We start from the raw sequence: 22,310 nt of genomic DNA on the forward strand, positions 1-22,310 counted from the left end.
AGAACGCCCGCTCTTTGGAGGTTCGTCTTGCAGCAACTCATCGACACTTGGGCCGGCCTAGATATGCGCAGGAAACTCGCCGCAGTTTTTGGGGTGATCGCCATGATCGCCACGGTTTTCGCCATCGGGTCGATCGCGTCGAAGCCGACGTTTGCGCTGCTTTACGCGGGGCTTGGCAGCGCGGAATCGGGGGAGGTGATCTCGGCGCTCGAACAGCGCGGTATGGCCTATGAGGTGCGTGGCGATTCGATTTTCGTGGCCGCACCGCAGCGCGACGAATTGCGGATGACGCTTGCCTCGCAGGGTCTGCCCGCGAGCGGCGGGGCGGGCTATGAACTGCTCGATTCGCTGTCGGGTTTCGGCACGACCTCGCAGATGTTCGACGCGGCCTATTGGCGCGCGAAAGAGGGGGAATTGGCGCGAACGATCGCCGCCGTGCCGTCGATCCGATCGGCACGGGTGCATATCGCGCATCCGACGAATATGCCGTTTCGCGGAACACCCGAGCCGACGGCCTCGGTGACGATCACGCCGACGCTCGGGGGCTTGAGCGGCGCGCAGGCAAAGGCGGTGCGCTATCTCGTGGCCTCGGCGGTGACCGGTATGACGCCCGAAGATGTCTCGGTGATCGACTCGGCGCGGGGGCTCATCCCCTTTAACGACAATCCCGCGCTGACCGGCAGCGGGGAAGATCGCGCACAAGCGTTGAAGCAGAATGTCGAACGGCTGCTCGAGGCGCGTGTGGGGGCCGGAAACGTCGTTGTCGAAGTGGCGCTCGACACCGCGACAGAGCGCGAGGCGATCACCGAAAGGCGCTTCGATCCGGAGGGGCGCGTGGCGATTTCCACCGATACGTCGGAGACCTCGAAGACCTCCGACTCGACCACGCCACCGGCAACGACCGTGGCCTCGAATCTGCCCGATAACGGCACCGGCGAGACCGGAAAATCGCAAAGCCGTACGAGCGAGACCCGCGCGCGCACCAATTTCGAGGTGTCGGAGACGCGCCGCGAATTGCTGCGCGCGCCCGGCGCACTCAAGCGGCTCAGCGTGGCCGTGCTCGTCGATGGGGTGCGCGGGACCAACCCGGATGGAACGCCAAGCTGGGAACCACGCAGCGATGCCGAACTGGCCGATCTGCGCGAACTCGTCGCCTCGGCGGTCGGGTTCGACGAGGCGCGTGGCGACGTGATCACCCTGCGGTCGATGCAGTTCGAGGCGCTGCCAGACGCGGGTACCGTCGCAGGGCCCGGCTTCATCGACAGCATGGCTCTCGATCTGACGCAGATCATCCAGATCGCGGTCCTTGCGATCGTCGCGCTCGTGCTTGGTCTCTTCGTCGCGCGCCCGATCCTGCTGCAGAAATCGCGTGCAGGCGCGGCGGAACTGCCCGCGCCCAGCGCCTCGGAGGAGGGCACCACGGCGTCGACGGCGCTCACCGGTGAAATCGACGACGGAGACATGCCGGACATGAACATGCAGCTGGTGTCCGATTTCGACCTCGGTGACCTGCCGATGGCGACACAGGCGGATTTCGACCTCGACCGTCCCGCCGACCCCGTCGACCGATTGAAGAAGATGATTGAGGAGCGGCAGGCGGAAACCGTCGAAATCCTGCGTAGCTGGATGGAAGAGTCGTCGGAGAAAACATGATGGGGCAAAGGCTGAAACTGGAATCCTTTGAGCCGAACTCGGCAGAGGCGGGTGAAATCGCGCTCGCGCCAGCCGAGTTGGAAGAGGCCAAGCTGGCCGCCTTCGAGACCGGATATCAGGCCGGGTGGGACGATGCCGTTGCCGCGCAAAATGCGGAAACCGCGCGACTTCACGCCGATCTGGGGCGCAACCTGCAGGCGCTGGGCTTCACCTATCACGAAGCGCGCCAGCACATGCTCGACGCGCTCCAGCCGCTTCTGGTCGAGATCTGCGGCAAGCTGTTGCCCGAGCTTGCGCGCGCGTCGCTTGGCCCCGTCGTGGCCGAGCAGTTGATGCCGATTGCCGAGGATCTCTGCGCGACGCCGATTACGGTGGTCGGCAATCCGATCGCATTGCCGCAGGTTCAAGAGGCGCTCGCGCCACGTGCAGACTTGCCACTCGTCTTCGCGGCAGAGCCCAGCCTTGGCGAGGGCCAGGTCTATCTGCGCTTCGCCGATACCGAGACCCGCGTCGATCTCGACGCCGTCACCGCCGCCATTTCGCGCGCGGTCACGACCTATTTCACCGCCACCGCGAAGGACAAGCCAGATGAATGAAACCGCGCCGGACGCTTCGACCGCCAATCCCTTCACGCAGGTCCCGATCGAGATCACCATCTCGGTTGGCAAGGCCCGCCCGCTGGTGCGCGATTTGCTGCGCCTGAAGCGCGACGCCGTGCTGCCGCTCGACCGGAAAGTGGAGGACCCGGTGGAGCTGTATGTCGGGGACAAGCTGATCGCGCGCGGCGAGCTGACAGAGATCGATGGCAGCGACGGACAGCTTGCGGTGCGGCTTACCGAGGTGGCCGATCTGCAAAACGGGTTGTGAGATGCGCCCCCGCCTAATCTCTCCCGGCGCGGCCACGATATGCCTGCCTGCGCTTTGGCTGGTCCTGCTCGCGGCATTAACCTTAACGCTCGTGGCGCTGCCCGCGCAGGCTCAGGACATTACGCTTTCTGTCGGGGAGGGCGATAGCCTCGCGGGCCGCTCCTTGCTGATCATTGCGGCGATCACCCTACTCAGCCTCGCGCCCGGGCTCGCGATCATGGTCACGGCCTTTCCGTTCATCGTCACGGTGCTGTCGATTCTGCGCCAAGCCCTCGGGTTGCAGCAATCGCCGCCGAATATGCTGATCATCAGCCTCGCGCTGTTCCTGACATGGTTCATCATGGAGCCGGTCTTCCTTGAGAGTTGGCGCGTCGCGGGCCAGCCGCTGATCGACGGCACGATCGACTGGCAGGAGGCGTTCACCAAGGGGATCGAGCCTTTCCGCACCTTCATGGCCGGGCGCACGAATCCCGACACCTTCGCAGCCTTGGCCGAGTTGCGCAGCAGAACGCCCGCACCGGAAAGCCTTGAAGGCGCGCCGCTCTCGACCCTCGTGCCGTCCTTCATGCTGTCCGAAGTCACCCGCGCCTTCCAGATCGGCTTCCTCGTCTACCTGCCGTTTCTGATCATCGACCTCGTCGTCTCGGCGGTTTTGATGTCGATGGGGATGATGATGGTGCCGCCCGCGGTCGTGGCGCTTCCCTTCAAGCTCGCCTTTTTCGTGGTGGCGGACGGTTGGGTGCTGCTCTCGGGGGCCTTGGTACGCAGTTATTTCTGACGCCGGAGGCTGGGCCGCATAACCGCAGGTCCAGAAACGCAAAAACCCGGGCCGAAGCCCGGGTTTCTGAGGGTGATGGTGAGCCGTGCAGGATTCGAACCTGCGACCCACTGATTAAAAGTCAGTTGCTCTACCAACTGAGCTAACGGCCCATCACAGGGCGCGTCTCTACAAACCCCCGCCGGGGGGGTCAAGGCATAAAATTCACAAAAATTGCACATCTGGAAAAAACCTTGGCGCGGGCGTATATCGCGCGCCATGAATACAAAGCGCACACAGACCGGACTGCCCTTCATGAAGATGCATGGGCTCGGCAATGACTTCGTCGTGATCGACGCCCGTGAGGGCGACGATCCGGTTACGCCTGCGCTCGCGCGTGCGCTGGGCGATCGGCATCGCGGCGTGGGATTTGACCAGCTTGCCGTGATCCGCCCTGCACAAGGGGCTGATTTCACGCTCGAATTCTGGAATTCCGACGGCACGCGGGCCGGCGCTTGCGGCAATGCGACTCGCTGCGTGAGTGATTACATGATGCGCCAGCTCGACCGGACCGATGTCACGCTTCTGACCGAACGGGGCCAGCTTGCCGCGGTGCGGCGCGAGGACGGGATGGTCTCGGTCAATATGGGCGCGCCGATTCTCGAAGCGGCGCAAATTCCGATTCTGCCCGGCATCGATCCGGCGCATCTGCCGCTGGGCGGCGACCCGATCGCGGTCGGCATGGGCAACCCGCATTGCGTCTTCTTCGTCGACGACGCCGAGGCGGTCGAAGTGGATCGCCAGGGCCCGGTGATCGAGCATGATCCCCTGTTCCCCGAGCGCACCAATGTCGAATTCGCCAGCGTGATCGGCCCCGACCATCTGCGGATGCGCGTCTGGGAGCGCGGCACCGGCATCACGCTCGCCTGCGGCTCGGGTACCTGCGCAACCGCCGTCGCCGCGCATCTGCGGGGGCTCACCGGCAAGCGCGTCCTCGTCGATGTCGATGGCGGCCAGCTGGAGATCGACTGGCGCGACGATGGCGTCTGGATGACCGGCCCCACCGCGCATGTCTTCGATGCGACCCTCACCCAAGATTATCTGGACGCGATATGAAACCGCCCGTTTTCTCGACCCTCGGCTGCCGTCTCAATGCCTATGAGACGGAGGCGATGAAGGAATTGGCTGCAGGCGCCGGGCTCGAAGGGGCCGTGGTCGTCAATACCTGCGCCGTGACCGCCGAGGCCGTGCGCAAGGCCAAGCAGGAGATCCGCCGTCTGTCGCGCGAGAACCCGGACGTGCCGGTGATCGTGACCGGCTGCGCCGCGCAGACCGAGCCCGAGACGTTCGCCGCGATGCCCGAGGTCACCAAGATCATCGGCAATCACGAGAAGATGCAGGCCGACACCTGGGCGCAGCTCGCCCCGCAAGGCCCCGATTTCATCGGCGAGACCGAGCGCGTGATGGTCGACGACATCATGTCGGTGAAGGAGACCGCCGGTCACCTGATCGACGGGTTCGGCCGCCATCGCGCCTATGTGCAGGTGCAAAACGGCTGCGATCACCGCTGCACTTTCTGCATCATCCCCTTCGGGCGCGGCAATTCGCGTTCTGTCCCAGCGGGCGTCGTGGTCGAGCAGATCAAGCGCCTCGTGGATCGCGGCTTCAACGAGGTCGTCCTCACCGGGGTCGATCTGACCTCCTGGGGCGCGGACCTGCCCGGCGAGCCGCGTCTGGGCGATCTGGTGATGCGGATCCTGCGCCTCGTGCCGGACCTGCCGCGCCTGCGGATCTCTTCCATCGACTCGATCGAGGCCGATGAGAACCTGATGCTGGCGATCGCGAGTGAGCCGCGCCTGATGCCGCATCTGCATCTCAGCCTTCAGGCGGGTGACGACATGATCCTCAAGCGGATGAAGCGCCGCCACCTGCGCGACGACGCCATTGCCTTCACCGAGGAGGCGCGCAAACTGCGCCCCGGGATCGTCTTCGGCGCGGACATCATTGCGGGCTTCCCGACCGAGACCGAGGAGATGTTCGAAAACTCCCTGCGGCTCGTCGATGATTGCGGGCTGACCTTCCTGCATGTCTTCCCCTATTCCGCGCGCAAGGGCACGCCCGCCGCGCGGATGCCCGCCGTGAAAGGCCCGATCGTCAAGGAGCGCGCGGCCCGGCTGCGCGCGAAGGGCGAGGCCGCGCTGGCCGCCCATCTCGACGCGCAGGTCGGCACCGAACAGCTCGTGCTGACCGAGACCCCGCGCGTCGCGCGCACCGAAGGCTTTGCCGAGGTGGCGTTCGAAGCGGACCAGCTCGAAGGCACGCTGATGACCGTGCGCATCACTGGCCATGACGGGGCGCGGTTGCTGGCGGGGTAAAGGGGGCGCTGCCCCCTCGGCGCCGTGCGCCTCTCCCCCGGGATATTTGAGCCAAGCCGAAGGGGGCTTTCGTTTTTCGCAGCGTGAGCTAGCTTGTGGCCCATGCTGCGGATCAACGATCAGATAACCATCGAGGATTGGGAAATCACCGAAACCTTCACCCGGGCGCAAGGTCCGGGGGGGCAGAATGTGAACAAGGTCTCGACTGCGGTCGAGCTGCGCTTCGAGGCCGAACGCTCGCCGCATCTGCCGCAACCGGTGAAGAACCGCCTGCGCCGGATCGCGGGCCGCAGATGGACCAGCGACGGCGCGCTTTTGCTGCTGGTGCAGGACACGCGCAGTCAGGCGCGCAACCGCGAGATCGCGCGCGACCGCCTCGCCGAGATGATCCGTAAGGCCTGCGAAAAGCCCAAGAAACGTATCCCGACCCGGCCCACGCTCGGCTCGAAGAAGCGGCGTCTGAAGGCGAAGGCGATCCACGGCGAGAAGAAAGCGCTGCGCGGGAAGGTCTCGGATGGGGAATGATCTTTTGGCGCGGCGCGAACGGCTTCTGGGGCCGAACGTGCCGACCTTCTATGCGCGTCCGGTCGAGATCGTGCGCGGGCAGGGCAGCTCGCTTTTCGATGCCGACGGCCAGCGTTACCTCGACGCCTATAACAACGTCGCCCATTGCGGCCATTGCCACCCGCGCATCGGGAAGGCGATCTGCGAGCAGGCCGCCACGCTCAACACCCACACGCGCTATCTGCACGAGGGCATCCTCGATTATGCCGAGGCGCTGCTGGGCAAGTTCGGCTTTGACGGCCAGCTTCTGATGACCTGCACCGGGTCGGAGGCCAACGACGTCGCGCTGCGCATGGCGCAGGCGGTGACCGGCAAGCGCGGCTTCATCGCGACCGACAACACCTATCACGGCAACACCACCGCCGTGGCGTATCTCTCGACTCGCCGCCCGCCGATCGGGGGCTGGCCCGACCATATTCGCCGGGTGCCCGCGCCCGACAGTCTCGCGCCTTTGGGCGGATCGCTGGAAGCGCAGCCCGAGGCCTTTGCCGCGAATGTGGCCCAAGCGATCGCCGAGCTGGAAGAGAGCGGCCACGGCTTCGCGGGGCTCATGCTCTGCCCGATCTTCGCCAATGAGGGGATGCCCGGCATCGCACCTGGTTTCCTCGACCCGACCGTCGAGGTGATCCGCCGTGCGGGCGGGCTGATCCTTTGCGACGAGGTGCAGCCGGGCTTCGGCCGCATCGGCTCGCATTTCTGGGGCCACGAATGGCTGGGCTTCACGCCCGACGTGGTCACGATGGGCAAGCCGATGGGCAATGGTCATCCGGTCGCGGGCTTGGTGGCGAGGTCCGATGTGATGGCCGCCTTCCGCGAGGCATTCGGCTATTTCAACACGTTCGGCGGCAATCCCGTCTCGGTCGCAGCCGCGATGGAGACCCTGCGCGTGATCGAAGACGAAGGCTTGCAGGAGAATGCGGCGCAGGTTGGCGACTACCTTCTGCAAGGGCTGCGCGATCTGTCCCATCCTCTGATTACTGAGGCGCGCGGCTTGGGGTTCTTCCTCGGGATCGAACTTGCGCAAGACGGCGAGCCCGCCAGCGAAGCCGCGGGCCGGATCGTCGAAGCGATGCGCGAGCGCCATGTGTTGATGGGCCGGGTGGGCCGGACACAACACATTCTCAAGATACGCCCGCCGATGGTCTTCAATCGGGCCGATGCCGATGAAATGCTGGAGAAACTTGCGCAAAGTTTCGAGGAGCTTCCCGCATGATTTCGGACGAGACCGCACAGGCGATGGCGGACTCCGCCCTCTATTCCTGGGGGCAGGCGAGCGCGCCGCCACGTCTGGTAAAGAATCGCGAGAATATCGTCTTCGAGGCGCATCTGAAGGATGGCCGCCACGTCGCGCTGCGGCTTCACCGTCCCGGCTATCAGGGCCGCGAAGGGATCGAAGCCGAGTTGCGCTGGTGCGAAAGCCTCGCCGATCAGGGGATGCCGGTGCCGCGCCCGGTGCGTGCGCTGAACGGGGCGCTGACGGGAAGCGTGCGCAACCGCGTGACCTCCTGCGTGGAGTGGCTGGATGGCGCGCCGATCGGCGCGGGCGATCAGCCGCTTTCCGGCTCGCCCGAGGCGGTGCGCGCCGAGGCTCATGCGCTGGGCCGCCTTATCGCGCAACTGCACATCAGCAGCGATGCCGCCCCGCCCGACGGGTTCGACCGGAACCCGTGGGATGGCGAAGGGTTTCTGGGGGAGCGTCCGCTTTGGGGACGATTCTGGGAACATCCTCAGCTTTCGGAAGTTGAGGCCGCAACGCTGTCTTCGGGCCGCGATCTTGCGCGTGCGCTACTGGCACAGGCGCAAGATTACGGTCCGATCCACGCCGATTGCCTGCGTGAGAACGTGCTATCGACCCCGCGCGGGCTGGCTCTGATCGACTTCGACGATTGCGGGCCGGGCTACCGCCTCTACGACCTCGCGACGGCGCTGGTGCAGGGCTGGGGCGACCCGCTTTGGGGCGAACAGGCGGCGGGGCTCGTCGAGGGCTATCGCAGCCTGCGTCCGCTTCCGCCCGATCAGGAGGCACTTCTGCTGCTTTTCGTGGCGCTGAGAGCCTTCGCGTCTGCTGGCTGGATTGTGACCCGGGCACCGGGTTCCGATCCGCGCCAAAGACTATATTTAGAGCGTGCGCTTGAACTCGCACAGCATTTGGAGAACCGTACGCCGCCATGGGAGACCAGTCGATGAAATGGGCGAAATCCGTCGCGAAGGGCTTGCTGGGGTATCGCCCCGCCTCTTTGCAGGTGGGGGCGCTCTGTCTGCGAATCCGTGACGGCAAGACCCAGGTCCTTCTGATCACCTCGCGCGACACCGGGCGCTGGGTGATTCCGAAAGGCTGGCCGATGCGCGGACGCTCGCTGTCCGGCGCGGCCAAGCAGGAGGCATGGGAAGAAGCCGGGGCGGTCGGCAAGATCGAAAAGGAGCCCGCCGGGGCGTTCCGCTACGACAAGGTTCTCGATAGTGGCTTGGCCACGCCCACCGATGTCGTCGTCTTCCCGATGCGGGTCGAGACCCTGATGAAGTCCTTTCCCGAAGAGCATCAGCGCAAGCGCAAATGGTTCGCGCCCAAGCAGGCCGCGAAGCTGGTCGCGGAAGAGGGCCTGCAGAAGCTTTTGCGCAAGCTCTGAGCCCCGAATGGCGTCGAATGCCTTGTCACAACGGGTCAAACCCGCTAGGCCCGCGCGGACTTCTGACAATTAGATGACAGGTTCGTGACGGTGGCCAATCAAGACAACGAGTCCCGCGTCAATCAGTGGAAAACGCTCGACAAGGATCTCAAGCGGATCGGGCGCGTCGAAAGTGCCGGGCAATTCGTGGCGCGCGGCATGGTCGCGCCGGGGATCGCGCTGGCCTTCATCGTGCTCGTCGGTCTGGTGGCCGCCGTGTTGGTGGGCGGTCAGCCCGGTCAGTTGGTGGTGATCGCCGCAGCGGCGATCGGGGCCTATATGGCACTGAACATTGGCGCCAATGACGTGGCCAACAACATGGGCCCCGCCGTGGGCTCGCGTGCGATGACGCTGATCGGGGCGCTGATCGTTGCCGCCATCTTCGAAAGCTTGGGCGCGCTCGTCGCGGGCGGAGATGTCGTCAAAACCGTCGCGAAGGGCATCATCGATCCGACCGCCTTGCCCGATTCCGGGCATTTCGTCTGGGCGATGATGGCGGCGCTTCTGGCAGCGGCCCTGTGGCTGAACCTCGCGACATGGCTCGGCGCACCGGTCTCGACCACGCATTCCATCGTCGGCGGCGTCGTCGGCGCGGGCATCGTGGCCGCGGGCTTCGGGGCTGTCGATTGGGCCTCAATGGCGAAGATCGCGGCAAGCTGGGTGATCTCGCCGGTCATGGGCGGCGTGATCGCGGCCGCCTTCCTCGCGCTGATCAAGACGAAGGTGATCTATGTCGATGACAAGATCGCCGCCGCGCGCCGATGGGTGCCGATCCTGATCGGCATCATGTCGGGGGCCTTTGCTGCCTATCTCGCGCTCAAGGGCCTCAAGCACCTGTTCAAGATCACGATTATCGAAGCGGTCCTGATCGGCCTCGTCGTCGGTGTCATTGGATGGCTCGTCACGATCCCGATGATCCGCCGCCAATCCGAGGGGATGGAGAACCGCAAGAAGTCGCTCAAGACGCTGTTCGGCCTGCCGCTCGTCGTCTCTGCCGCGCTGCTGAGCTTCGCCCACGGCGCGAATGACGTCGCCAATGCGGTCGGCCCGCTCGCGGCCATCGTGCACACGGTGGAGCAGGGCGATATCGCCGCAGAGGTCGGCATCCCGTTCTGGGTGATGGCTGTTGGCGCGCTGGGGATTTCCGTCGGCCTGCTGCTGTTCGGGCCCAAGCTGATCCGCCTCGTCGGCAACGAGATCACCAAGCTCAACCCGATGCGCGCCTATTGCGTGGCGCTTTCGGCGGCGATCACGGTGATCGTGGCGTCGTGGCTGGGCCTGCCGGTCTCCTCGACCCATATCGCGGTCGGCGGCATCTTCGGCGTCGGCTTCTACCGCGAATGGCACGCCGAGAAGCGCGCCCGCGAGCTGGGCATCCGCAAGGGCAAGCCCGTCCCGCCGGAAGAGCGCAAGCGCCGCCTTCTGGTGCGCCGCTCGCATATGATGACGGTCGCCACGGCGTGGATCGTCACGGTGCCGGCCTCGGCTGCGCTCTCGGCGGTGGTCTACCTGATCCTCAACGCGATCACCTGACCGCTCAGACCATGACCTTCATCGCCTGCTGCTGGCCGACTTCGAAGACGCGCTTGTAGCGGGCGATCTCGTCCTCCGGGCCCATCGCCTTCGCGGGATTGTCCGACAGTTTCACCGTCGGGCGCCCATCCGCCTCGACGGCTTTGCACACGAGGCTGAACGGCGCGAGCGTGTCATTCGGCACCAGCCCGCGGAAGTCGTTTGTCAGCAGCGTGCCCCAGCCGAAGCTGACCTTCACCCGACCGGCGAACTGCGCGTGCAACTCGCGGATCTTGTCGACGGTCAGCCCGTCAGAGAAGATCACCAGCTTCTGGCGCGGGTCCTCGCCGCGCGCTTTCCACCAGTCGATCGCGATCTCGGCCCCCGTCGCCGGGTCGCCCGAATCGATGCGGATGCCGGTCCAGCCCGCCAGCCAATCTGGCGCGTGGTCGAGGAAACCCTTCGTGCCATAGGTGTCGGGCAGGATGATGCGCAGGTTGCCGTCATGCTCCTCGTGCCAATCGGCCAGCACCTTGTAAGGCGCCTTCGCCAGTTCCGCATCGCTATTGGTCAGCGCCGCATAGACCATCGGCATCTCATGCGCGTTGGTGCCCACCGCTTCGATGTCGCGGCGCATCGCGACCAGACAGTTCGACGTGCCGGTGAACGCGCCCCCTTCGGAAACATCGCCCAGCCCTTCGAGCATCGCCTGCACACACCAGTCCTGCCACAGGAAACTGTGCCGCCGCCGGGTGCCGAAATCCGCGATCCGCAGGTTGTCCAGCTCCCGCAGCGCCTCGATCTTCTCCCAGACCTTCGTCATCGCGCGCGCATAGAGCACCTGCAGCTCGAAACGTCCCATCGTGTTCAGCACCGCCCGGCCGCGCAACTCCATCAGGATCGCGAGCGCCGGAATCTCCCAGAGCATGACCTCGTGCCACTTGCCCTCGAAGGTCAGCTCGTACTGCCCGTCGCGCTTTTCCAGATGGTAGGGCGGCAGTTGATAGCCCTCGAACCACTCCATGAAATCCGAGCGGAACATCTGCCGCTTGCCGTAGAACGTGTTGCCGCGCAGCCATGTGCTCTCCCCGCGCGACAGTTTCAGCGAGCGCGCATAATCCAGCTGCTCGCGCAGTTCCGCCTCGTCGATCAACTCCGCCAGCCGGATCGACTTGCTGCGGTTGATCAGGCTGAACTTTACCCGCGTCTCCGGCTTGTTGCGGAAAATCGACTGACACATCAACAGCTTGTAGAAATCCGTGTCGATCAGAGACCGCACGATCGGGTCGATCTTCCACTTGTGGTTATAGACGCGGCTCGCGATGTCGACCATGGATCAGGCCTCCAGCTTCACACCGGCAGAGCGCATCTCGCTATGCGCCTCCTGCAGCGAGCCGTCGAGGTCGATCGCCCGGCAGGCGCCTTCGATCACGGTCGCGCGGAAGCCCAGCTTCGCCGCATCCAGCGCCGACCACGCGACGCAGAAATCGGTGGCGAGCCCCACGAAGGTCAGATCCTCGACGCCCCGGTCGCGCAGGTAGCCCGCAAGCCCCGTCGGCGTCTTGTGGTCGTTCTCGAAGAAGGCCGAATAGCTGTCGACATCGCGCCGGAACCCCTTGCGGATGATCAGCTGCGCCCGGTCCACGGCCAGATCGGGGTGGAACTCGGCCCCTTTGGAACCTTGCACGCAATGAGCGGGCCAGAGGGTCTGCAGCCCATACTTCATGTGAATCTGCGTGAAGGGCGCGCCGCCTTCGTGCTGGCTTGCGAAAGAGGAATGGTCCGCCGGATGCCAATCCTGCGTCAGCACCACGGTGTCGAACTCGGTCATCAGCGTGTTCACGCGCGGAAGGATCTCGTCGCCCCCCGAGACTGCCAGCGCGCCGCCGGGGCAGAAATCGTTTTGCACGTCGATCACGATCAAGGCTTTGGTCATCACTTTACCTCCCGCAGGGTTTTCTCATGGGTAGGCCGCGCACCCCCTGTGGTCAACGGCACGGATGCGCAACGGCTCTTGCCTAACGCCCCCGCACGGCGCTAATGCGGGGCCCATGTTCACCGTTGCCGCCCTTTACCATTTCACCCGGTTCGAGTCCCCCGAGGCCCTGAAGGCCCCGCTGGCGAAGATCGCCTGCGCGCATGGCGTGAAAGGCTCGCTTCTTATCGCCCGCGAGGGGATCAACGGCACCATCGCGGGGACCCGTGAAGGGATCGACGCGGTGCTGGCGCATATCCGCAGCTTGCCGGGCTGTGCCGATCTGGAATGGAAGGAAAGCGCGGCGGCCGAGATGCCTTTCGGCAAGATGAAGGTGCGGCTCAAGCGCGAGATCGTCACGATGGGCGAGCCCGATATCGATCCGAAAGCCCGCGTCGGCCATTACGTCGAGCCGCAGGACTGGAACGCGCTGATCTCCTCGCCCGACACGGTCGTGATCGATACGCGCAACGATTACGAGATCGAGATCGGCACTTTCGAGGGGGCCATCGATCCCGGCACGAATTCCTTCCGCGAATTTCCGCAATGGTGGCGCGACAATGCGCATCGCTTCCACAACAAGCGCGTCGCGATGTTCTGCACCGGCGGCATCCGCTGCGAGAAATCGACGAATTTCCTGCTCTCGGAAGGCGTGCCCGAGGTCTATCACCTCAAGGGCGGCATCCTGAAATATCTCGAAGACATGCCTGAAGACGGCTCGCTCTGGCAGGGCGATTGCTTCGTCTTCGATCAGCGCGTGAGCCTGCGCCACGGGCTGAAACAGGGCGATTACGACAGCTGTCACGCCTGTCGCCGCCCGGTCTCCGCGGAAGACAAGCGCCATCCCGATTACGAGGAAGGCGTCTCCTGTCACCGCTGCATCGGCGAATATTCCGATGCCGATCGCGACCGCTTCCGCGAGCGCGAACGTCAGATGCGCCTCGCCGCCAAGCGGGGCGAAGCGCATCTCGGACGCGATTAATTATCCGCGCAGACCTGCGTCAGATCGTTGCAGCCTTGCGTGACGGTCGGAGCCCCGGTGGTCGGGAAGTCCAGACGCGGCAGCGAGAAATCCCCGATGCCAGCCGATGCGGCGGTCGCGCCAAACACAGACAGAACAAGGGCGTAAGCGAGACGTTTCATAGCGGTTCTCCATAACTGAACTACTTGGTTCGGAATTGAATATGAACCGTTCGGTTCGGAAATCAAGCCTAAATGAACTGATCAGTTCGAAATACTGCCTTGCGCTGGACGCAACTCTGCATATTTTAGAACCGTTCTAAAAAAGAGGGCCTCCCATGCTTCCCGGTTTCGCGTCACGCCGTCGTTTCGACGATCTCACTGAACAGGAAGTGCTTGCGCTCGCGATCTCCTCCGAGGAGGACGACGCACGCATCTATCGCCAATATGCCGAACATCTGCGCGCCGAATATCCGGCTTCCGCGAAGATCTTCGACGAGATGGCGAAAGAGGAAGACGAGCATCGCCGCCTCCTGATCGCCCGGCATACGGACCGCTTCGGCGATGTGATCCCGCTGATCCGCCGCGAACATGTCGCGGGCTTCTACAACCGCAAACCGATCTGGCTCACCAAGAACCTCTCGCTCGACACCATCCGCGGCGAGGCCGAGGCGATGGAGCGCGAGGCGGGCAAGTTCTACACGCTCGCAGCCCAGCGTAGCTCCGATGCCAGCACGCGCGAGTTGCTGGGCGATCTCGCTGCTGCCGAACTCGGTCACGAGCAAAAGGCCGAAGAGCTGACCGGCACGCATCTGCCCGAGAGCGAAAAAGAAGAGGAAGACCGTCAGGCCCATCGCCAGTTCATCCTGACCTGGGTGCAACCGGGCCTCGCCGGGCTGATGGACGGCTCGGTCTCGACCCTCGCGCCGATCTTCGCCACCGCCTTCGCGACCCAAAACCCCTGGACCACCTTCCTCGTGGGCCTCGCGGCCTCGGTCGGCGCGGGCATCTCGATGGGCTTCACCGAAGCGGCGCATGATGACGGCGTGATCTCGGGCCGCGGCTCGCCGATCAAACGCGGCATCGCCTCGGGCGTGATGACCATGCTGGGCGGCCTTGGCCACGCGCTGCCCTACCTGATCCCCGATTTCTGGACCGCCACCACCATCGCGATCATCGTCGTGTTCATCGAGCTCTGGGCCATCGCCTGGATCCAGAACCGCTTCATGGAAACGCCCTTCCTGCGCGCGGCCTTCCAGGTCGTGCTCGGCGGCGCGCTGGTCTTCGCAGCCGGTGTACTGATCGGCGGCGGCTGACACAGCCTAGCTCCGACCCGCGCGCAAGCGGCACATGCGGGACGCGCCGCGGGGGATATTTGAGCCAAGGCGAAAACAGGCGCTTTGCCTTCGGCTTGGCAAAAATATCCCCGCCGGAGGCTTCCCGACCCCGCCACGGGCGCGCAGACCTCATTCCATAGCTGGCACTTGCCAAAACCGCATGCTAGCCCTTGGCCATGCTTGAGATCTTTCTGAAGACCTTGCCCTTTTTTGCCCTGATCGGGCTTGGCTGGTTCGCCGGACAGATCCGCTTTTTCACCGCCGAGGCGACCGCGTGGCTGACGAAATTCGTCTTCTACTTCGCGCTCTCGGCGATGCTGTTCAAATTCTCCGCCAATCTCGATCTGGCCGCGCTCGTCGATCCGCAGTTCATCCTCGCCTATCTGACCGGATCGGGCGCGGTCTGGCTGATCACTTTCGCCGTCGCCAAGGCGCGCAAGCTGCCCACCGCGCTTTCCGCGATGGAGGCGCATACCTCGATGACCGGCAATACCGGCTTTCTCGGCGTGCCGATGCTGGTGGTGCTGCTGGGACCGGCAGCGGTGGGGCCGGTCTTGATGGTGTTGAGCTGCGATCTGATCGTGTTCTCCTCAATCATCACGATCTTCATCACCGCCGCGCGGCACGGGAAGGTCTCGCTCGCGCCGATCGCGTTGGGGCTGGTGAAGAACCCGATGATCGTCTCGATGGTGGCGGGGCTCGCCTGGGCCGGGCTGAAACTGCCGATGCCGGGCCCGCTTTCGGAGTTCATGACGATCCTCGGCGCCGCCGCGACGCCGGGCGCGCTCTTCGCCATCGGCGCCTCGCTTGCGGGCAAATCGGCCGAGAAGCCCGCGCCGGCGGTCTGGCTGTCCTTCGGCAAGCTCTTCCTGCACCCGGCCGCGATCGCGATCACGTCGCTGCTGATCTTCGATGTCGACCCCTTCGCGGCAGGCGTGATGATCGCCGCCGCCGCCCTTCCCGTCGCGGGCAATGTCTATATTCTGGCGCAGCATTTCGGGGTGGCGCCGCAGCGCGTCTCGGCTGCCATCCTCGTCTCGACCGCCGTCTCGATCCTCACGGTTCCGGCGGTCATCCATTGGGTTCACGGCTAAGGAGGCTTTGATGAAAACGATCTCGGAAAACCGCTGTTTCGGAGGCGTCCAAGGCGTCTATTCGCATGCATCGAAGGTCAATGATTGCGAAATGACTTTCGGACTGTTCCTGCCGCGCGAGGCCGAGGACGGGCCGGTGCCGGTACTGTGGTATCTCTCGGGGCTGACCTGCACCCATGAGAACGCGATGACCAAGGCGGGCGCGCAGGCTTTCGCGGCCGAGCATGGGATCGCGCTCGTGTTCCCCGACACTTCGCCGCGCGGCGAGGGCGTGGCCAACCACGAGGATTACGATCTGGGCCAAGGCGCGGGCTTCTATGTCAACGCGACGCAGGATCCGTGGGCGCCGCATTTCCGGATGTGGGATTACATTGCCGAGGAACTGCCGAACGCCATCGACGCCGCTTTCGAGATCGACCCGGAGCGGCAGGCGATCACCGGCCATTCGATGGGCGGGCATGGCGCGTTGACGCTGGCGATGTCGCTGCCCGAGCGTTTCCGCTCGGTCTCGGCCTTCGCGCCGATCGCGAACCCGACGCAAAGCGATTGGGGCCGTAAGCAGTTCAGCGCCTATCTGGGTGACAACGAGGCCGCATGGGCGGCGCATGACGCAACGCTTCTGATGCGCGAGCGTGGGTTCGACGGCGAAGTGCTGATCGACCAGGGCGGCTCGGACCAGTTCCTTGATCTCTTGAAGCCCGAAGCGCTGGCCGAGGCGATGGCCGCGCGCCGTCAGCCCGGCACTTTCCGGATTCAGGAAGGTTACGATCACAGCTACTATTTCGTCTCGACCTTCATTCCCGATCACATCGAGTTCCACGCCGAGGCGCTCTGGGCGTGATCTGGGTCGACGCGGATGCCTGCCCGGTGAAAGCCGAGGCCGAGAAGGTCGCGACCCGTCTCGGCGTCAAGCTGATGCTTGTCTCCAATGGCGGGCTGCGGCCCTCGCCCAATCCGCTGGTCGAGATGGTCTATGTCGATCAGGGGCCGGACGTGGCCGATATGTATATCGCGGAGCGCGCGACCGTGGGTGATGTGGTCATCACCAATGACATTCCGCTGGCGGCGAAATGCGTCGAGGCGGGCGCGCGGGTACTGCGTCCCGACGGCGAGGCGCTGACCCCCGCCAATATAGGTAACGTCCTGGCGACACGGGATCTTATGGCGGATCTGCGCTCCGCCGATCCGTTTCGGCAGGGCGGCGGCAAGCCGTTCTCGAAGGCCGACCGGGCGCGGTTCTCGGATGCGCTCGACCGGGTCGCGCGGGCGGCAGCAAGAGAGGTTAAGAATGGTTAAGGCAGTTATCTTCGATATCGGTAACGTGCTGATCGAATGGCAGCCGGAGCGGCATTACGACCGGATCATGCCGCGCGAGACCCGCGAGCAGATGTTCGCGGAGGTCGATCTGCACGGGATGAACGACGAGATCGACCGCGGCGCGCCGTTCCGCGAGACGATCTACGCATGGGCCGAGAAATACCCGAGCTGGCGCGATGCGATCCGGCGTTGGCACGATGACTGGATCGAGATGGCCGCGCCCGAGATCCCGCATTCGCTGCGCCTGATGAAATCCTTGCAGGCCAAGGGGATGCCGGTTTTCTCCCTGACGAATTTCGGAATTCAAAGCTACGATTTCGCGGCCACGCATTACCCGTTCCTGCGCGATTTCGACCGGGATTTCATCTCGGGCCATATGGGCGTCACGAAGCCCGACCCGAAGATCTATCAGATGGTCGAGGACGCGTCGGGGCTGTCCGGCTCGGATCTGATCTTCACCGATGACCGGGCCGATAATATCGCGACGGCGCATACATTCGGCTGGAAGACGCATCTGTTCGACGGACCGGAGGGCTGGGCGCGGCGGCTGGTCGAGGAAGGACTGCTGGAGGAGGCGGAGGCCGCATAAGTTCAACTTATGCAGCCGCCGCGAAAATAAGGAAAACTTATCTCAGGCGCGTTTCGCGACCGCGACGCCCAGAAGCTCGAGCACCTTCGCCTCGATCTGCGGCGCATCCATGCCCGCCGAGTGATACATATCCTCGGGCGAGGCGTGGTCGATGAACGTGTCGGGCAGCACCATCGAGCGGAACTTGAACCCGTGATCGAAGACGCCCTGATCCGACAGGTATTGCGCGACATGGCTGCCGAAGCCGCCGATCGCGCCTTCCTCGATGCAGATCAGCGCCTCGTGCTCGGCGACCAGCCGGTCGATCAGATCGGTGTCGAGCGGTTTGACGAAGCGTGCATCGGCGACAGTCGGCGCAAGGCCGCGGGCCTGCAGCGCCTCGCGCGCTTTCAGCACTTCGGCCAGACGGGTGCCGTAGGACAGGATCGCAACGCGCGCGCCTTCCGCGATCATCCGGCCCTTGCCGATCTCCAGCGGCACGCCTTCTTCGGGCATGTCGACGCCCATGCCTTCTCCGCGCGGATAGCGGAAGGCGATCGGGCCGTCGTCATATGCTGCGGCGGTGGCGACCATATGGACCAGCTCCGCCTCGTCGGCGGCGGCCATCACGACCATGCCGGGCAGCGAGGACATGAAGCCCACATCGAACGAGCCCGCATGGGTTGCACCATCCGCGCCCACCAGACCGGCGCGGTCGATGGCGAAGCGCACGGGCAGGCGCTGGATCGCGACGTCATGCACGATCTGGTCGTAGCCGCGTTGCAGGAAGGTCGAGTAGATCGCGCAGAACGGTTTCATCCCCGAGGCGGCGAGCCCGGCGGAGAAGGTAACGGCGTGTTGCTCGGCGATGCCCACGTCGAAACAGCGGCGCGGATAGACGCCCGCGAATTGCTTCAGCCCCGTGCCGTCCGGCATGGCGGCGGTGATGCCGACGATCTTCTCGTCCTTCGCTGCTTCCTTGATCAGGCTTTCGGCGAAGACCTTGGTGTAGCTCGGCGCGTTGGAGGGCGATTTCTTCTGCTCGCCGGTGCTGAGATCGAATTTCGCGGTGGCATGGCCGCCATCCGGGCGGCTCTCGGCCGGGCCGTAGCCTTTGCCCTTCTTCGTCACCGCATGGATCAGAACCGGGCCGGTCGCGCGGGCCTTGAGCGTGCGCAGCAGCGGCAGCAGCTGATCGAGGTCGTGGCCATCGACCGGGCCGACATAGGAGAAGCCCAGCTCCTCGAACAGCGTCCCGCCCATGGCGATGCCCTTGAGCATTTCCTTCGCCCGGCGCGCGCCTTCCTGGAACGGCACGGGCAGCAGGCCGACCGCGCCCTTGGCGGCGGATTTCAGGTCCTGCAGCGGGGCCTCGGAGTAAAGCCGGGTGAGGTAGCTCGACAGCGCGCCGACGGGCGGGGCGATCGACATCTCGTTGTCGTTGAGCACGACGAACATGCGTTTGCCCAAGTGGCCCGCGTGGTTCATCGCCTCGAAGGCCATGCCGCCCGACATCGCGCCGTCACCGATCACGGCGATCGCGTCGCCCGTTTCGGCGCCCAGCTCGCGGCCCATCGTGAAGCCGGTCGCGGCCGAAATCGAAGTGGAGCTATGGCCCGCGCCGAACGGATCGTAGGGCGACTCGGAGCGCTTGGTGAAGCCCGACAGCCCGCCCTTGGTGCGCAGCGTGCGGATGCGGTCGCGGCGCCCGGTCAGGATCTTGTGCGGGTAGCACTGGTGGCCCACGTCCCAGACGATCTTGTCGCGCGGCGCGTCGAACACGGCATGCAGCGCGACCGTCAACTCGACCACGCCCAGGCCCGCACCCAGATGCCCGCCGGTTTGCGACACGGCCGAGATGGTCTCGGCGCGCAATTCGGTGGCGAGCGTTTTCAGCTCGGGATCGGAAAGGCCTTTCAGATCGGACGGCAGTCGCACCTTGTCGAGGAGCGGCGTGGCCGTTTGGTCGTTCGGGTTATCGCTCATTGGCTGCCCCCTAGGCGCGCTACATCTCGCGGGAGATAACGAAACGCGCAGCGGCCCGCAAGTTTTCCGCTTCCTCGCCGTAAGGCGAAAGCGCGTCTATGGCTTGCTCGATCAGCTCGCCCTCCCGAAGCCGCGCGCCGGCGAGGCCGAGCAGCGAGACGAAGGTGGCTTTTCCGGCCTCGGCATCCTTGCCGACCCGTTTCCCGGCGGCCTTTTCGCAACCCGTCACATCTAGGATGTCATCGTGAATTTGAAAGGCCAGACCGACCGCATCGGCGAAATCGCTCAGGGGGCCCTCGTCCTCGCCCGCGAGGATCGCGCCGGTGCGCGAGGCGAACGAGATCAGCGCCCCGGTCTTGCCCGCCTGCAGCGCGGTGATCTGGCTGAGCGAGAGCGGATCGGTGGCGCTTTCGGCGGCGATGTCGAGCGCCTGACCGTGGCCCATCCCGGCCGCGCCGGAGGCTTTCGCAAGCGCGAGGCTAAGCGCGATGCGCCGCTCTGCTGGGCCGAGGACGGGGTCGGCGCAAAGCTCAAACGCAAGCGTCTGCAACACGTCGCCGGTCAGCACGGCGGTGGCCTCGTCCCATTTCACGTGAATCGTCGGCTGGCCGCGGCGCAGATCGTCGTCATCCATGCAGGGCAGGTCGTCATGCACGAGGCTATAGGCGTGCAGCGCCTCGACCGCGGCGGCGGCGGGCATCACCTGCGCCTCCGGGATGCCGAAGATCGCGGCGCTTTCGATCGCGAGGAAGGCGCGCAGGCGTTTGCCGCCCTGCAGCGCGTAATGCATCGGGGCGCGCAGCGGCCCCTCGGGCTGGCGCGCCACGGCGGCATCGAGCGCGACCTGAACGGTCGTCTGCACCTCTTTCAAACGGGAGGTGAACATTTACAGACCTTCGGCGGGGGTCGTGCCTTTCGGAGCGCCGTCGGCATTGAGCGTGATTTTCTCAACGCGCGCCTCGGCCTCTTTCAGAAGCTTGGCGCAATGCTCTTTCAGCTTGGCGCCGCGCTCATAGAGTTTGATCGACTCGTCCAGGGGCACGTCGCCATGTTCCAGTTTGCCCACGACTTCCTCGAGAGCCTTCATCGCCTCTTCGAAGCTCAACGCGTCAATATCGCTCATCAATCTGCATTCCCGGTGATATGTCGTCCAATAAGGCTCTGACGCCCGGGTTCCTGCAAACCATATCCGGCTCGCGGAGTCGAGATCACCCCGCGAGACCGGTGCTATCGTGAACGTCTTATCGCCTATTTCTGAAGCGACTCGAGATATGTCGCGAGTGAAAGGACGCGCCCGCGCGTGGCCAGGACGTCGGTGTAATACGGCGCACCATGCCCGCCCTGTTCCATGAACACATCGCCGAAGACCGGCATCGGCCCGCCATGCGCCCGCACGCCTGTGCGTCCGTCGATGATGTGGATCGCCTTGAGCATCGGGAACTCGCCGTCATTGGCGGCGGCAAGGCCGGTCAGATCGGCGGGTTTCACGTTCAGATATTCTGCCATCGGCCCGGTGCCCGTGCCATCGTCGCCATGACAACTGGCGCAATATTGGCCGTAGAGAGCTTTGCCGACATCGCCGTCCTGAGCGATGGCCGGGGTCGCGGCGAGACAGGCCGCGGCGATGAGGTAAGTGAAGCGCATGGTGTCCTCCCAAACAAGTTGACGCTTGGGAAGGTTGGGCGCGAAATAGGACCTAGTCGATGATCGACGTCAATGACGAAGGGCGCCCCTTTTTGCTAAGGAACGCCCCACGAAAAGGGCCATCTCTGTTCGAGATGGCCCTCCGAGATCTACGGAGATGGTCCGGTTAGGGTCCGAAGGAACCAGCCGTCCCAGTCAGGGTTTTTTGCCCTAGGGTTTGCCCTCAGGCCACGGCCCCCCTCACTGTCCCGACACCTCTCTCCACTATCACTCTAGACACTGGACCACCTCCTTTCATGCGTTGCCGTTATCCACAGCGTGCCACAGATTTTGTGTGTGGCAAGAAAAATTACGCAAGTCTTGGAGAAAGTTTCGTAACAAGTGCCTTGAAAGGCAGCAGTGCGATCAAAGTCAGGGCAAGTTTGACAAGCCAGTCTGCGGTGGCCAGCGACACCCAGAGCGGCACCGTTGGCCCGAAGCCCAACAGGGGCAGGGTTTCATTGGCCCAGGACACGTCATTCGACGGCTCGAGGAAGATGAGCGCGCTCGAGAAGGCGACCGAGAAGAAGATCAGCGTGTCGAGCGACGCGCCGATCAGGGTCGAGATCGCAGGCGCGCGCCACCAGACACCATTGCGCAGCTTGTCGAAGACGAAGATGTCGGTCATCTGCGCCACGAGGAAGGCCGCGCCGGAGCCGAGCGCGATGCGCAGCGTGACGGCGGGATAGGTGTAGCCGTCGCCCTGCAGCATGATCTGGCTGCCGATGAGCGAGCAGATCACGCCCACGACGAAACCGGCGGCCACGACGCGGCGCGCGGCGCCCGGGCCGTAGACGCGGTTCATCACGTCATTGACGAGGAAGGCGAAGGGGTAGGTGAAGGCGCCCCAGGTCAGCCAGTCGCCGACGAGGAATTGCACCAGGATGTTCGAGGCCACGACGATAATGGCCATGGCAATGATGCCAGGAATATAGCGGGTCATGATGTTCAACCGTTTTTACATGGTAGCGGAGACATGGCCCGGAACCCTCCGGG

The 22,310-nt window shown here is 64.6% G+C and carries 25 protein-coding genes and 1 tRNA gene; 17 read left to right on the forward strand and 9 right to left on the reverse strand.

Going from position 1 to position 22,310, the window contains the following annotated elements; genetic code table 11:
* Positions 1–27 precede the first annotated feature (27 nt).
* From fliF to fliP, 4 genes are read left to right on the forward strand one after another with little or no spacing between them, the layout of a single operon-like run.
* A complete protein-coding gene (gene fliF / locus ACZ7GB_RS11225; protein WP_472158721.1) occupies positions 28–1,653 on the forward strand; it encodes a flagellar basal-body MS-ring/collar protein FliF in 1,626 nt (541 codons plus the stop codon).
* Positions 1,650–2,249 carry a FliH/SctL family protein gene (locus ACZ7GB_RS11230; protein WP_472158722.1) on the forward strand — a complete coding sequence of 200 codons (600 nt, stop codon included), beginning with the start codon at positions 1,650–1,652 and terminating at the stop codon, positions 2,247–2,249. The genes fliF and ACZ7GB_RS11230 overlap by 4 nt, the downstream gene beginning before the upstream one ends.
* Positions 2,242–2,520 carry a FliM/FliN family flagellar motor switch protein gene (locus ACZ7GB_RS11235; protein WP_078522277.1) on the forward strand — a complete coding sequence of 93 codons (279 nt, stop codon included), beginning with the start codon at positions 2,242–2,244 and terminating at the stop codon, positions 2,518–2,520. Before ACZ7GB_RS11230 ends, ACZ7GB_RS11235 begins: the two co-directional genes overlap by 8 nt.
* 1 nt (position 2,521) lies before the next feature.
* On the forward strand, positions 2,522–3,298 hold the full coding sequence (fliP, locus tag ACZ7GB_RS11240; protein ID WP_472158724.1) for a flagellar type III secretion system pore protein FliP: 777 nt from the start codon (positions 2,522–2,524) through the stop codon (positions 3,296–3,298).
* A gap of 76 nt (positions 3,299–3,374) precedes the next feature.
* On the opposite strand, the gene ACZ7GB_RS11245 is transcribed toward fliP, so the two are convergent.
* A tRNA-Lys gene (locus tag ACZ7GB_RS11245) sits at positions 3,375–3,450 on the reverse strand.
* Between the two features lie 142 nt (positions 3,451–3,592).
* On the opposite strand from ACZ7GB_RS11245, the gene dapF reads away from it, so the two are divergent.
* From dapF to ACZ7GB_RS11280, 7 genes are all read left to right on the forward strand, one after another.
* Positions 3,593–4,393, forward strand: coding sequence for a diaminopimelate epimerase (dapF, locus tag ACZ7GB_RS11250; protein ID WP_472158726.1), 801 nt, complete (start codon positions 3,593–3,595; stop codon positions 4,391–4,393).
* The gene (gene mtaB / locus ACZ7GB_RS11255; protein WP_472158727.1) at positions 4,390–5,652 is read left to right on the forward strand and encodes a tRNA (N(6)-L-threonylcarbamoyladenosine(37)-C(2))-methylthiotransferase MtaB; all 1,263 of its coding nucleotides are present in this window, start codon (positions 4,390–4,392) and stop codon (positions 5,650–5,652) included. The genes dapF and mtaB overlap by 4 nt, the downstream gene beginning before the upstream one ends.
* 102 nt (positions 5,653–5,754) lie before the next feature.
* Positions 5,755–6,177, forward strand: a complete 423-nt coding sequence (gene arfB, locus ACZ7GB_RS11260) for an alternative ribosome rescue aminoacyl-tRNA hydrolase ArfB (protein ID WP_075775325.1) — start codon at positions 5,755–5,757, stop codon at positions 6,175–6,177.
* Positions 6,167–7,429, forward strand: a complete 1,263-nt coding sequence (locus ACZ7GB_RS11265; RefSeq protein WP_472158729.1) for an aspartate aminotransferase family protein — start codon at positions 6,167–6,169, stop codon at positions 7,427–7,429. Before arfB ends, ACZ7GB_RS11265 begins: the two co-directional genes overlap by 11 nt.
* Positions 7,426–8,403 carry a phosphotransferase enzyme family protein gene (locus ACZ7GB_RS11270; RefSeq protein ID WP_472158730.1) on the forward strand — a complete coding sequence of 326 codons (978 nt, stop codon included), beginning with the start codon at positions 7,426–7,428 and terminating at the stop codon, positions 8,401–8,403. Before ACZ7GB_RS11265 ends, ACZ7GB_RS11270 begins: the two co-directional genes overlap by 4 nt.
* Positions 8,400–8,843, forward strand: a complete 444-nt coding sequence (locus ACZ7GB_RS11275) for an NUDIX hydrolase (RefSeq protein WP_472158732.1) — start codon at positions 8,400–8,402, stop codon at positions 8,841–8,843. The genes ACZ7GB_RS11270 and ACZ7GB_RS11275 overlap by 4 nt, the downstream gene beginning before the upstream one ends.
* Positions 8,844–8,933: 90 nt before the next feature.
* Positions 8,934–10,415 (forward strand): inorganic phosphate transporter, encoded by a 1,482-nt coding sequence (locus ACZ7GB_RS11280; protein ID WP_472158733.1) that lies wholly within the window; start codon positions 8,934–8,936, stop codon positions 10,413–10,415.
* 4 nt (positions 10,416–10,419) lie between these two features.
* On the opposite strand, the gene pncB is transcribed toward ACZ7GB_RS11280, so the two are convergent.
* Together pncB and pncA are read right to left on the reverse strand one after the other, a co-directional pair.
* A complete protein-coding gene (pncB, locus tag ACZ7GB_RS11285) occupies positions 10,420–11,727 on the reverse strand; it encodes a nicotinate phosphoribosyltransferase (RefSeq protein ID WP_472158734.1) in 1,308 nt (435 codons plus the stop codon).
* Between the two features lie 3 nt (positions 11,728–11,730).
* On the reverse strand, positions 11,731–12,330 hold the full coding sequence (gene pncA, locus ACZ7GB_RS11290; RefSeq protein ID WP_472158735.1) for a bifunctional nicotinamidase/pyrazinamidase: 600 nt from the start codon (positions 12,328–12,330) through the stop codon (positions 11,731–11,733).
* A gap of 115 nt (positions 12,331–12,445) precedes the next feature.
* Here pncA and trhO point away from each other — a divergent pair, with 115 nt between their 5' ends.
* Positions 12,446–13,351, forward strand: a complete 906-nt coding sequence (gene trhO, locus ACZ7GB_RS11295; protein ID WP_472158736.1) for an oxygen-dependent tRNA uridine(34) hydroxylase TrhO — start codon at positions 12,446–12,448, stop codon at positions 13,349–13,351.
* On the opposite strand, the gene ACZ7GB_RS11300 is transcribed toward trhO, so the two are convergent.
* The gene (locus ACZ7GB_RS11300; protein ID WP_158522192.1) at positions 13,348–13,512 is read right to left on the reverse strand and encodes a hypothetical protein; all 165 of its coding nucleotides are present in this window, start codon (positions 13,510–13,512) and stop codon (positions 13,348–13,350) included. The genes trhO and ACZ7GB_RS11300 overlap by 4 nt on opposite strands.
* Positions 13,513–13,667: 155 nt before the next feature.
* Here ACZ7GB_RS11300 and mbfA point away from each other — a divergent pair, with 155 nt between their 5' ends.
* The 5 genes from mbfA (at position 13,668) to ACZ7GB_RS11325 (ending at position 17,666) form a co-directional block, all read left to right on the forward strand.
* The gene (mbfA, locus tag ACZ7GB_RS11305; protein WP_472158738.1) at positions 13,668–14,645 is read left to right on the forward strand and encodes an iron exporter MbfA; all 978 of its coding nucleotides are present in this window, start codon (positions 13,668–13,670) and stop codon (positions 14,643–14,645) included.
* Positions 14,646–14,842: 197 nt separating this feature from the next.
* The gene (locus ACZ7GB_RS11310; RefSeq protein WP_078550887.1) at positions 14,843–15,760 is read left to right on the forward strand and encodes an AEC family transporter; all 918 of its coding nucleotides are present in this window, start codon (positions 14,843–14,845) and stop codon (positions 15,758–15,760) included.
* Between the two features lie 10 nt (positions 15,761–15,770).
* Positions 15,771–16,601 (forward strand): S-formylglutathione hydrolase, encoded by an 831-nt coding sequence (gene fghA, locus ACZ7GB_RS11315; RefSeq protein ID WP_098409679.1) that lies wholly within the window; start codon positions 15,771–15,773, stop codon positions 16,599–16,601.
* Entirely contained in the window at positions 16,598–17,056 is a 459-nt protein-coding gene (locus ACZ7GB_RS11320; RefSeq protein WP_078522289.1) for a YaiI/YqxD family protein, read from the forward strand. The genes fghA and ACZ7GB_RS11320 overlap by 4 nt, the downstream gene beginning before the upstream one ends.
* Positions 17,049–17,666, forward strand: a complete 618-nt coding sequence (locus tag ACZ7GB_RS11325; protein WP_078606005.1) for an HAD family hydrolase — start codon at positions 17,049–17,051, stop codon at positions 17,664–17,666. The genes ACZ7GB_RS11320 and ACZ7GB_RS11325 overlap by 8 nt, the downstream gene beginning before the upstream one ends.
* Before the next feature lie 42 nt (positions 17,667–17,708).
* On the opposite strand, the gene dxs is transcribed toward ACZ7GB_RS11325, so the two are convergent.
* From dxs to ACZ7GB_RS11350, 5 genes are all read right to left on the reverse strand, one after another.
* Positions 17,709–19,631 (reverse strand): 1-deoxy-D-xylulose-5-phosphate synthase, encoded by a 1,923-nt coding sequence (dxs, locus tag ACZ7GB_RS11330; protein WP_134330082.1) that lies wholly within the window; start codon positions 19,629–19,631, stop codon positions 17,709–17,711.
* 19 nt (positions 19,632–19,650) lie between these two features.
* The gene (locus tag ACZ7GB_RS11335) at positions 19,651–20,517 is read right to left on the reverse strand and encodes a polyprenyl synthetase family protein (protein WP_078550884.1); all 867 of its coding nucleotides are present in this window, start codon (positions 20,515–20,517) and stop codon (positions 19,651–19,653) included.
* On the reverse strand, positions 20,518–20,754 hold the full coding sequence (locus ACZ7GB_RS11340) for an exodeoxyribonuclease VII small subunit (RefSeq protein WP_078522293.1): 237 nt from the start codon (positions 20,752–20,754) through the stop codon (positions 20,518–20,520).
* Between the two features lie 125 nt (positions 20,755–20,879).
* A complete protein-coding gene (locus tag ACZ7GB_RS11345; protein ID WP_078522294.1) occupies positions 20,880–21,275 on the reverse strand; it encodes a c-type cytochrome in 396 nt (131 codons plus the stop codon).
* Positions 21,276–21,624: 349 nt separating this feature from the next.
* A complete protein-coding gene (locus tag ACZ7GB_RS11350) occupies positions 21,625–22,257 on the reverse strand; it encodes a queuosine precursor transporter (RefSeq protein WP_472158741.1) in 633 nt (210 codons plus the stop codon).
* Positions 22,258–22,310: the final 53 nt, after the last annotated feature.

The sequence above is a fragment of the Thioclava sp. PTB-PU3-1 genome, from assembly GCF_055666785.1.

Coding starts and splice junctions, on each gene's coding strand:
- pncA (WP_472158735.1), bottom strand. CDS start 12,330: ATGACCAAAGCCTTGATCGTGATCGACGTGCAAAACGATTTCTGCCCC.
- ACZ7GB_RS11335 (WP_078550884.1), bottom strand. CDS start 20,517: ATGTTCACCTCCCGTTTGAAAGAGGTGCAGACGACCGTTCAGGTCGCG.
- arfB (WP_075775325.1), top strand. CDS start 5,755: ATGCTGCGGATCAACGATCAGATAACCATCGAGGATTGGGAAATCACC.
- ACZ7GB_RS11270 (WP_472158730.1), top strand. CDS start 7,426: ATGATTTCGGACGAGACCGCACAGGCGATGGCGGACTCCGCCCTCTAT.
- ACZ7GB_RS11300 (WP_158522192.1), bottom strand. CDS start 13,512: ATGAAACGTCTCGCTTACGCCCTTGTTCTGTCTGTGTTTGGCGCGACC.
- fliP (WP_472158724.1), top strand. CDS start 2,522: ATGCGCCCCCGCCTAATCTCTCCCGGCGCGGCCACGATATGCCTGCCT.
- trhO (WP_472158736.1), top strand. CDS start 12,446: ATGTTCACCGTTGCCGCCCTTTACCATTTCACCCGGTTCGAGTCCCCC.
- ACZ7GB_RS11275 (WP_472158732.1), top strand. CDS start 8,400: ATGAAATGGGCGAAATCCGTCGCGAAGGGCTTGCTGGGGTATCGCCCC.
- pncB (WP_472158734.1), bottom strand. CDS start 11,727: ATGGTCGACATCGCGAGCCGCGTCTATAACCACAAGTGGAAGATCGAC.
- ACZ7GB_RS11230 (WP_472158722.1), top strand. CDS start 1,650: ATGATGGGGCAAAGGCTGAAACTGGAATCCTTTGAGCCGAACTCGGCA.
- ACZ7GB_RS11265 (WP_472158729.1), top strand. CDS start 6,167: ATGGGGAATGATCTTTTGGCGCGGCGCGAACGGCTTCTGGGGCCGAAC.
- mtaB (WP_472158727.1), top strand. CDS start 4,390: ATGAAACCGCCCGTTTTCTCGACCCTCGGCTGCCGTCTCAATGCCTAT.
- fghA (WP_098409679.1), top strand. CDS start 15,771: ATGAAAACGATCTCGGAAAACCGCTGTTTCGGAGGCGTCCAAGGCGTC.
- ACZ7GB_RS11350 (WP_472158741.1), bottom strand. CDS start 22,257: ATGACCCGCTATATTCCTGGCATCATTGCCATGGCCATTATCGTCGTG.
- dxs (WP_134330082.1), bottom strand. CDS start 19,631: ATGAGCGATAACCCGAACGACCAAACGGCCACGCCGCTCCTCGACAAG.
- ACZ7GB_RS11310 (WP_078550887.1), top strand. CDS start 14,843: ATGCTTGAGATCTTTCTGAAGACCTTGCCCTTTTTTGCCCTGATCGGG.
- ACZ7GB_RS11235 (WP_078522277.1), top strand. CDS start 2,242: ATGAATGAAACCGCGCCGGACGCTTCGACCGCCAATCCCTTCACGCAG.
- ACZ7GB_RS11340 (WP_078522293.1), bottom strand. CDS start 20,754: ATGAGCGATATTGACGCGTTGAGCTTCGAAGAGGCGATGAAGGCTCTC.
- ACZ7GB_RS11345 (WP_078522294.1), bottom strand. CDS start 21,275: ATGCGCTTCACTTACCTCATCGCCGCGGCCTGTCTCGCCGCGACCCCG.
- dapF (WP_472158726.1), top strand. CDS start 3,593: ATGAAGATGCATGGGCTCGGCAATGACTTCGTCGTGATCGACGCCCGT.
- mbfA (WP_472158738.1), top strand. CDS start 13,668: ATGCTTCCCGGTTTCGCGTCACGCCGTCGTTTCGACGATCTCACTGAA.
- ACZ7GB_RS11325 (WP_078606005.1), top strand. CDS start 17,049: ATGGTTAAGGCAGTTATCTTCGATATCGGTAACGTGCTGATCGAATGG.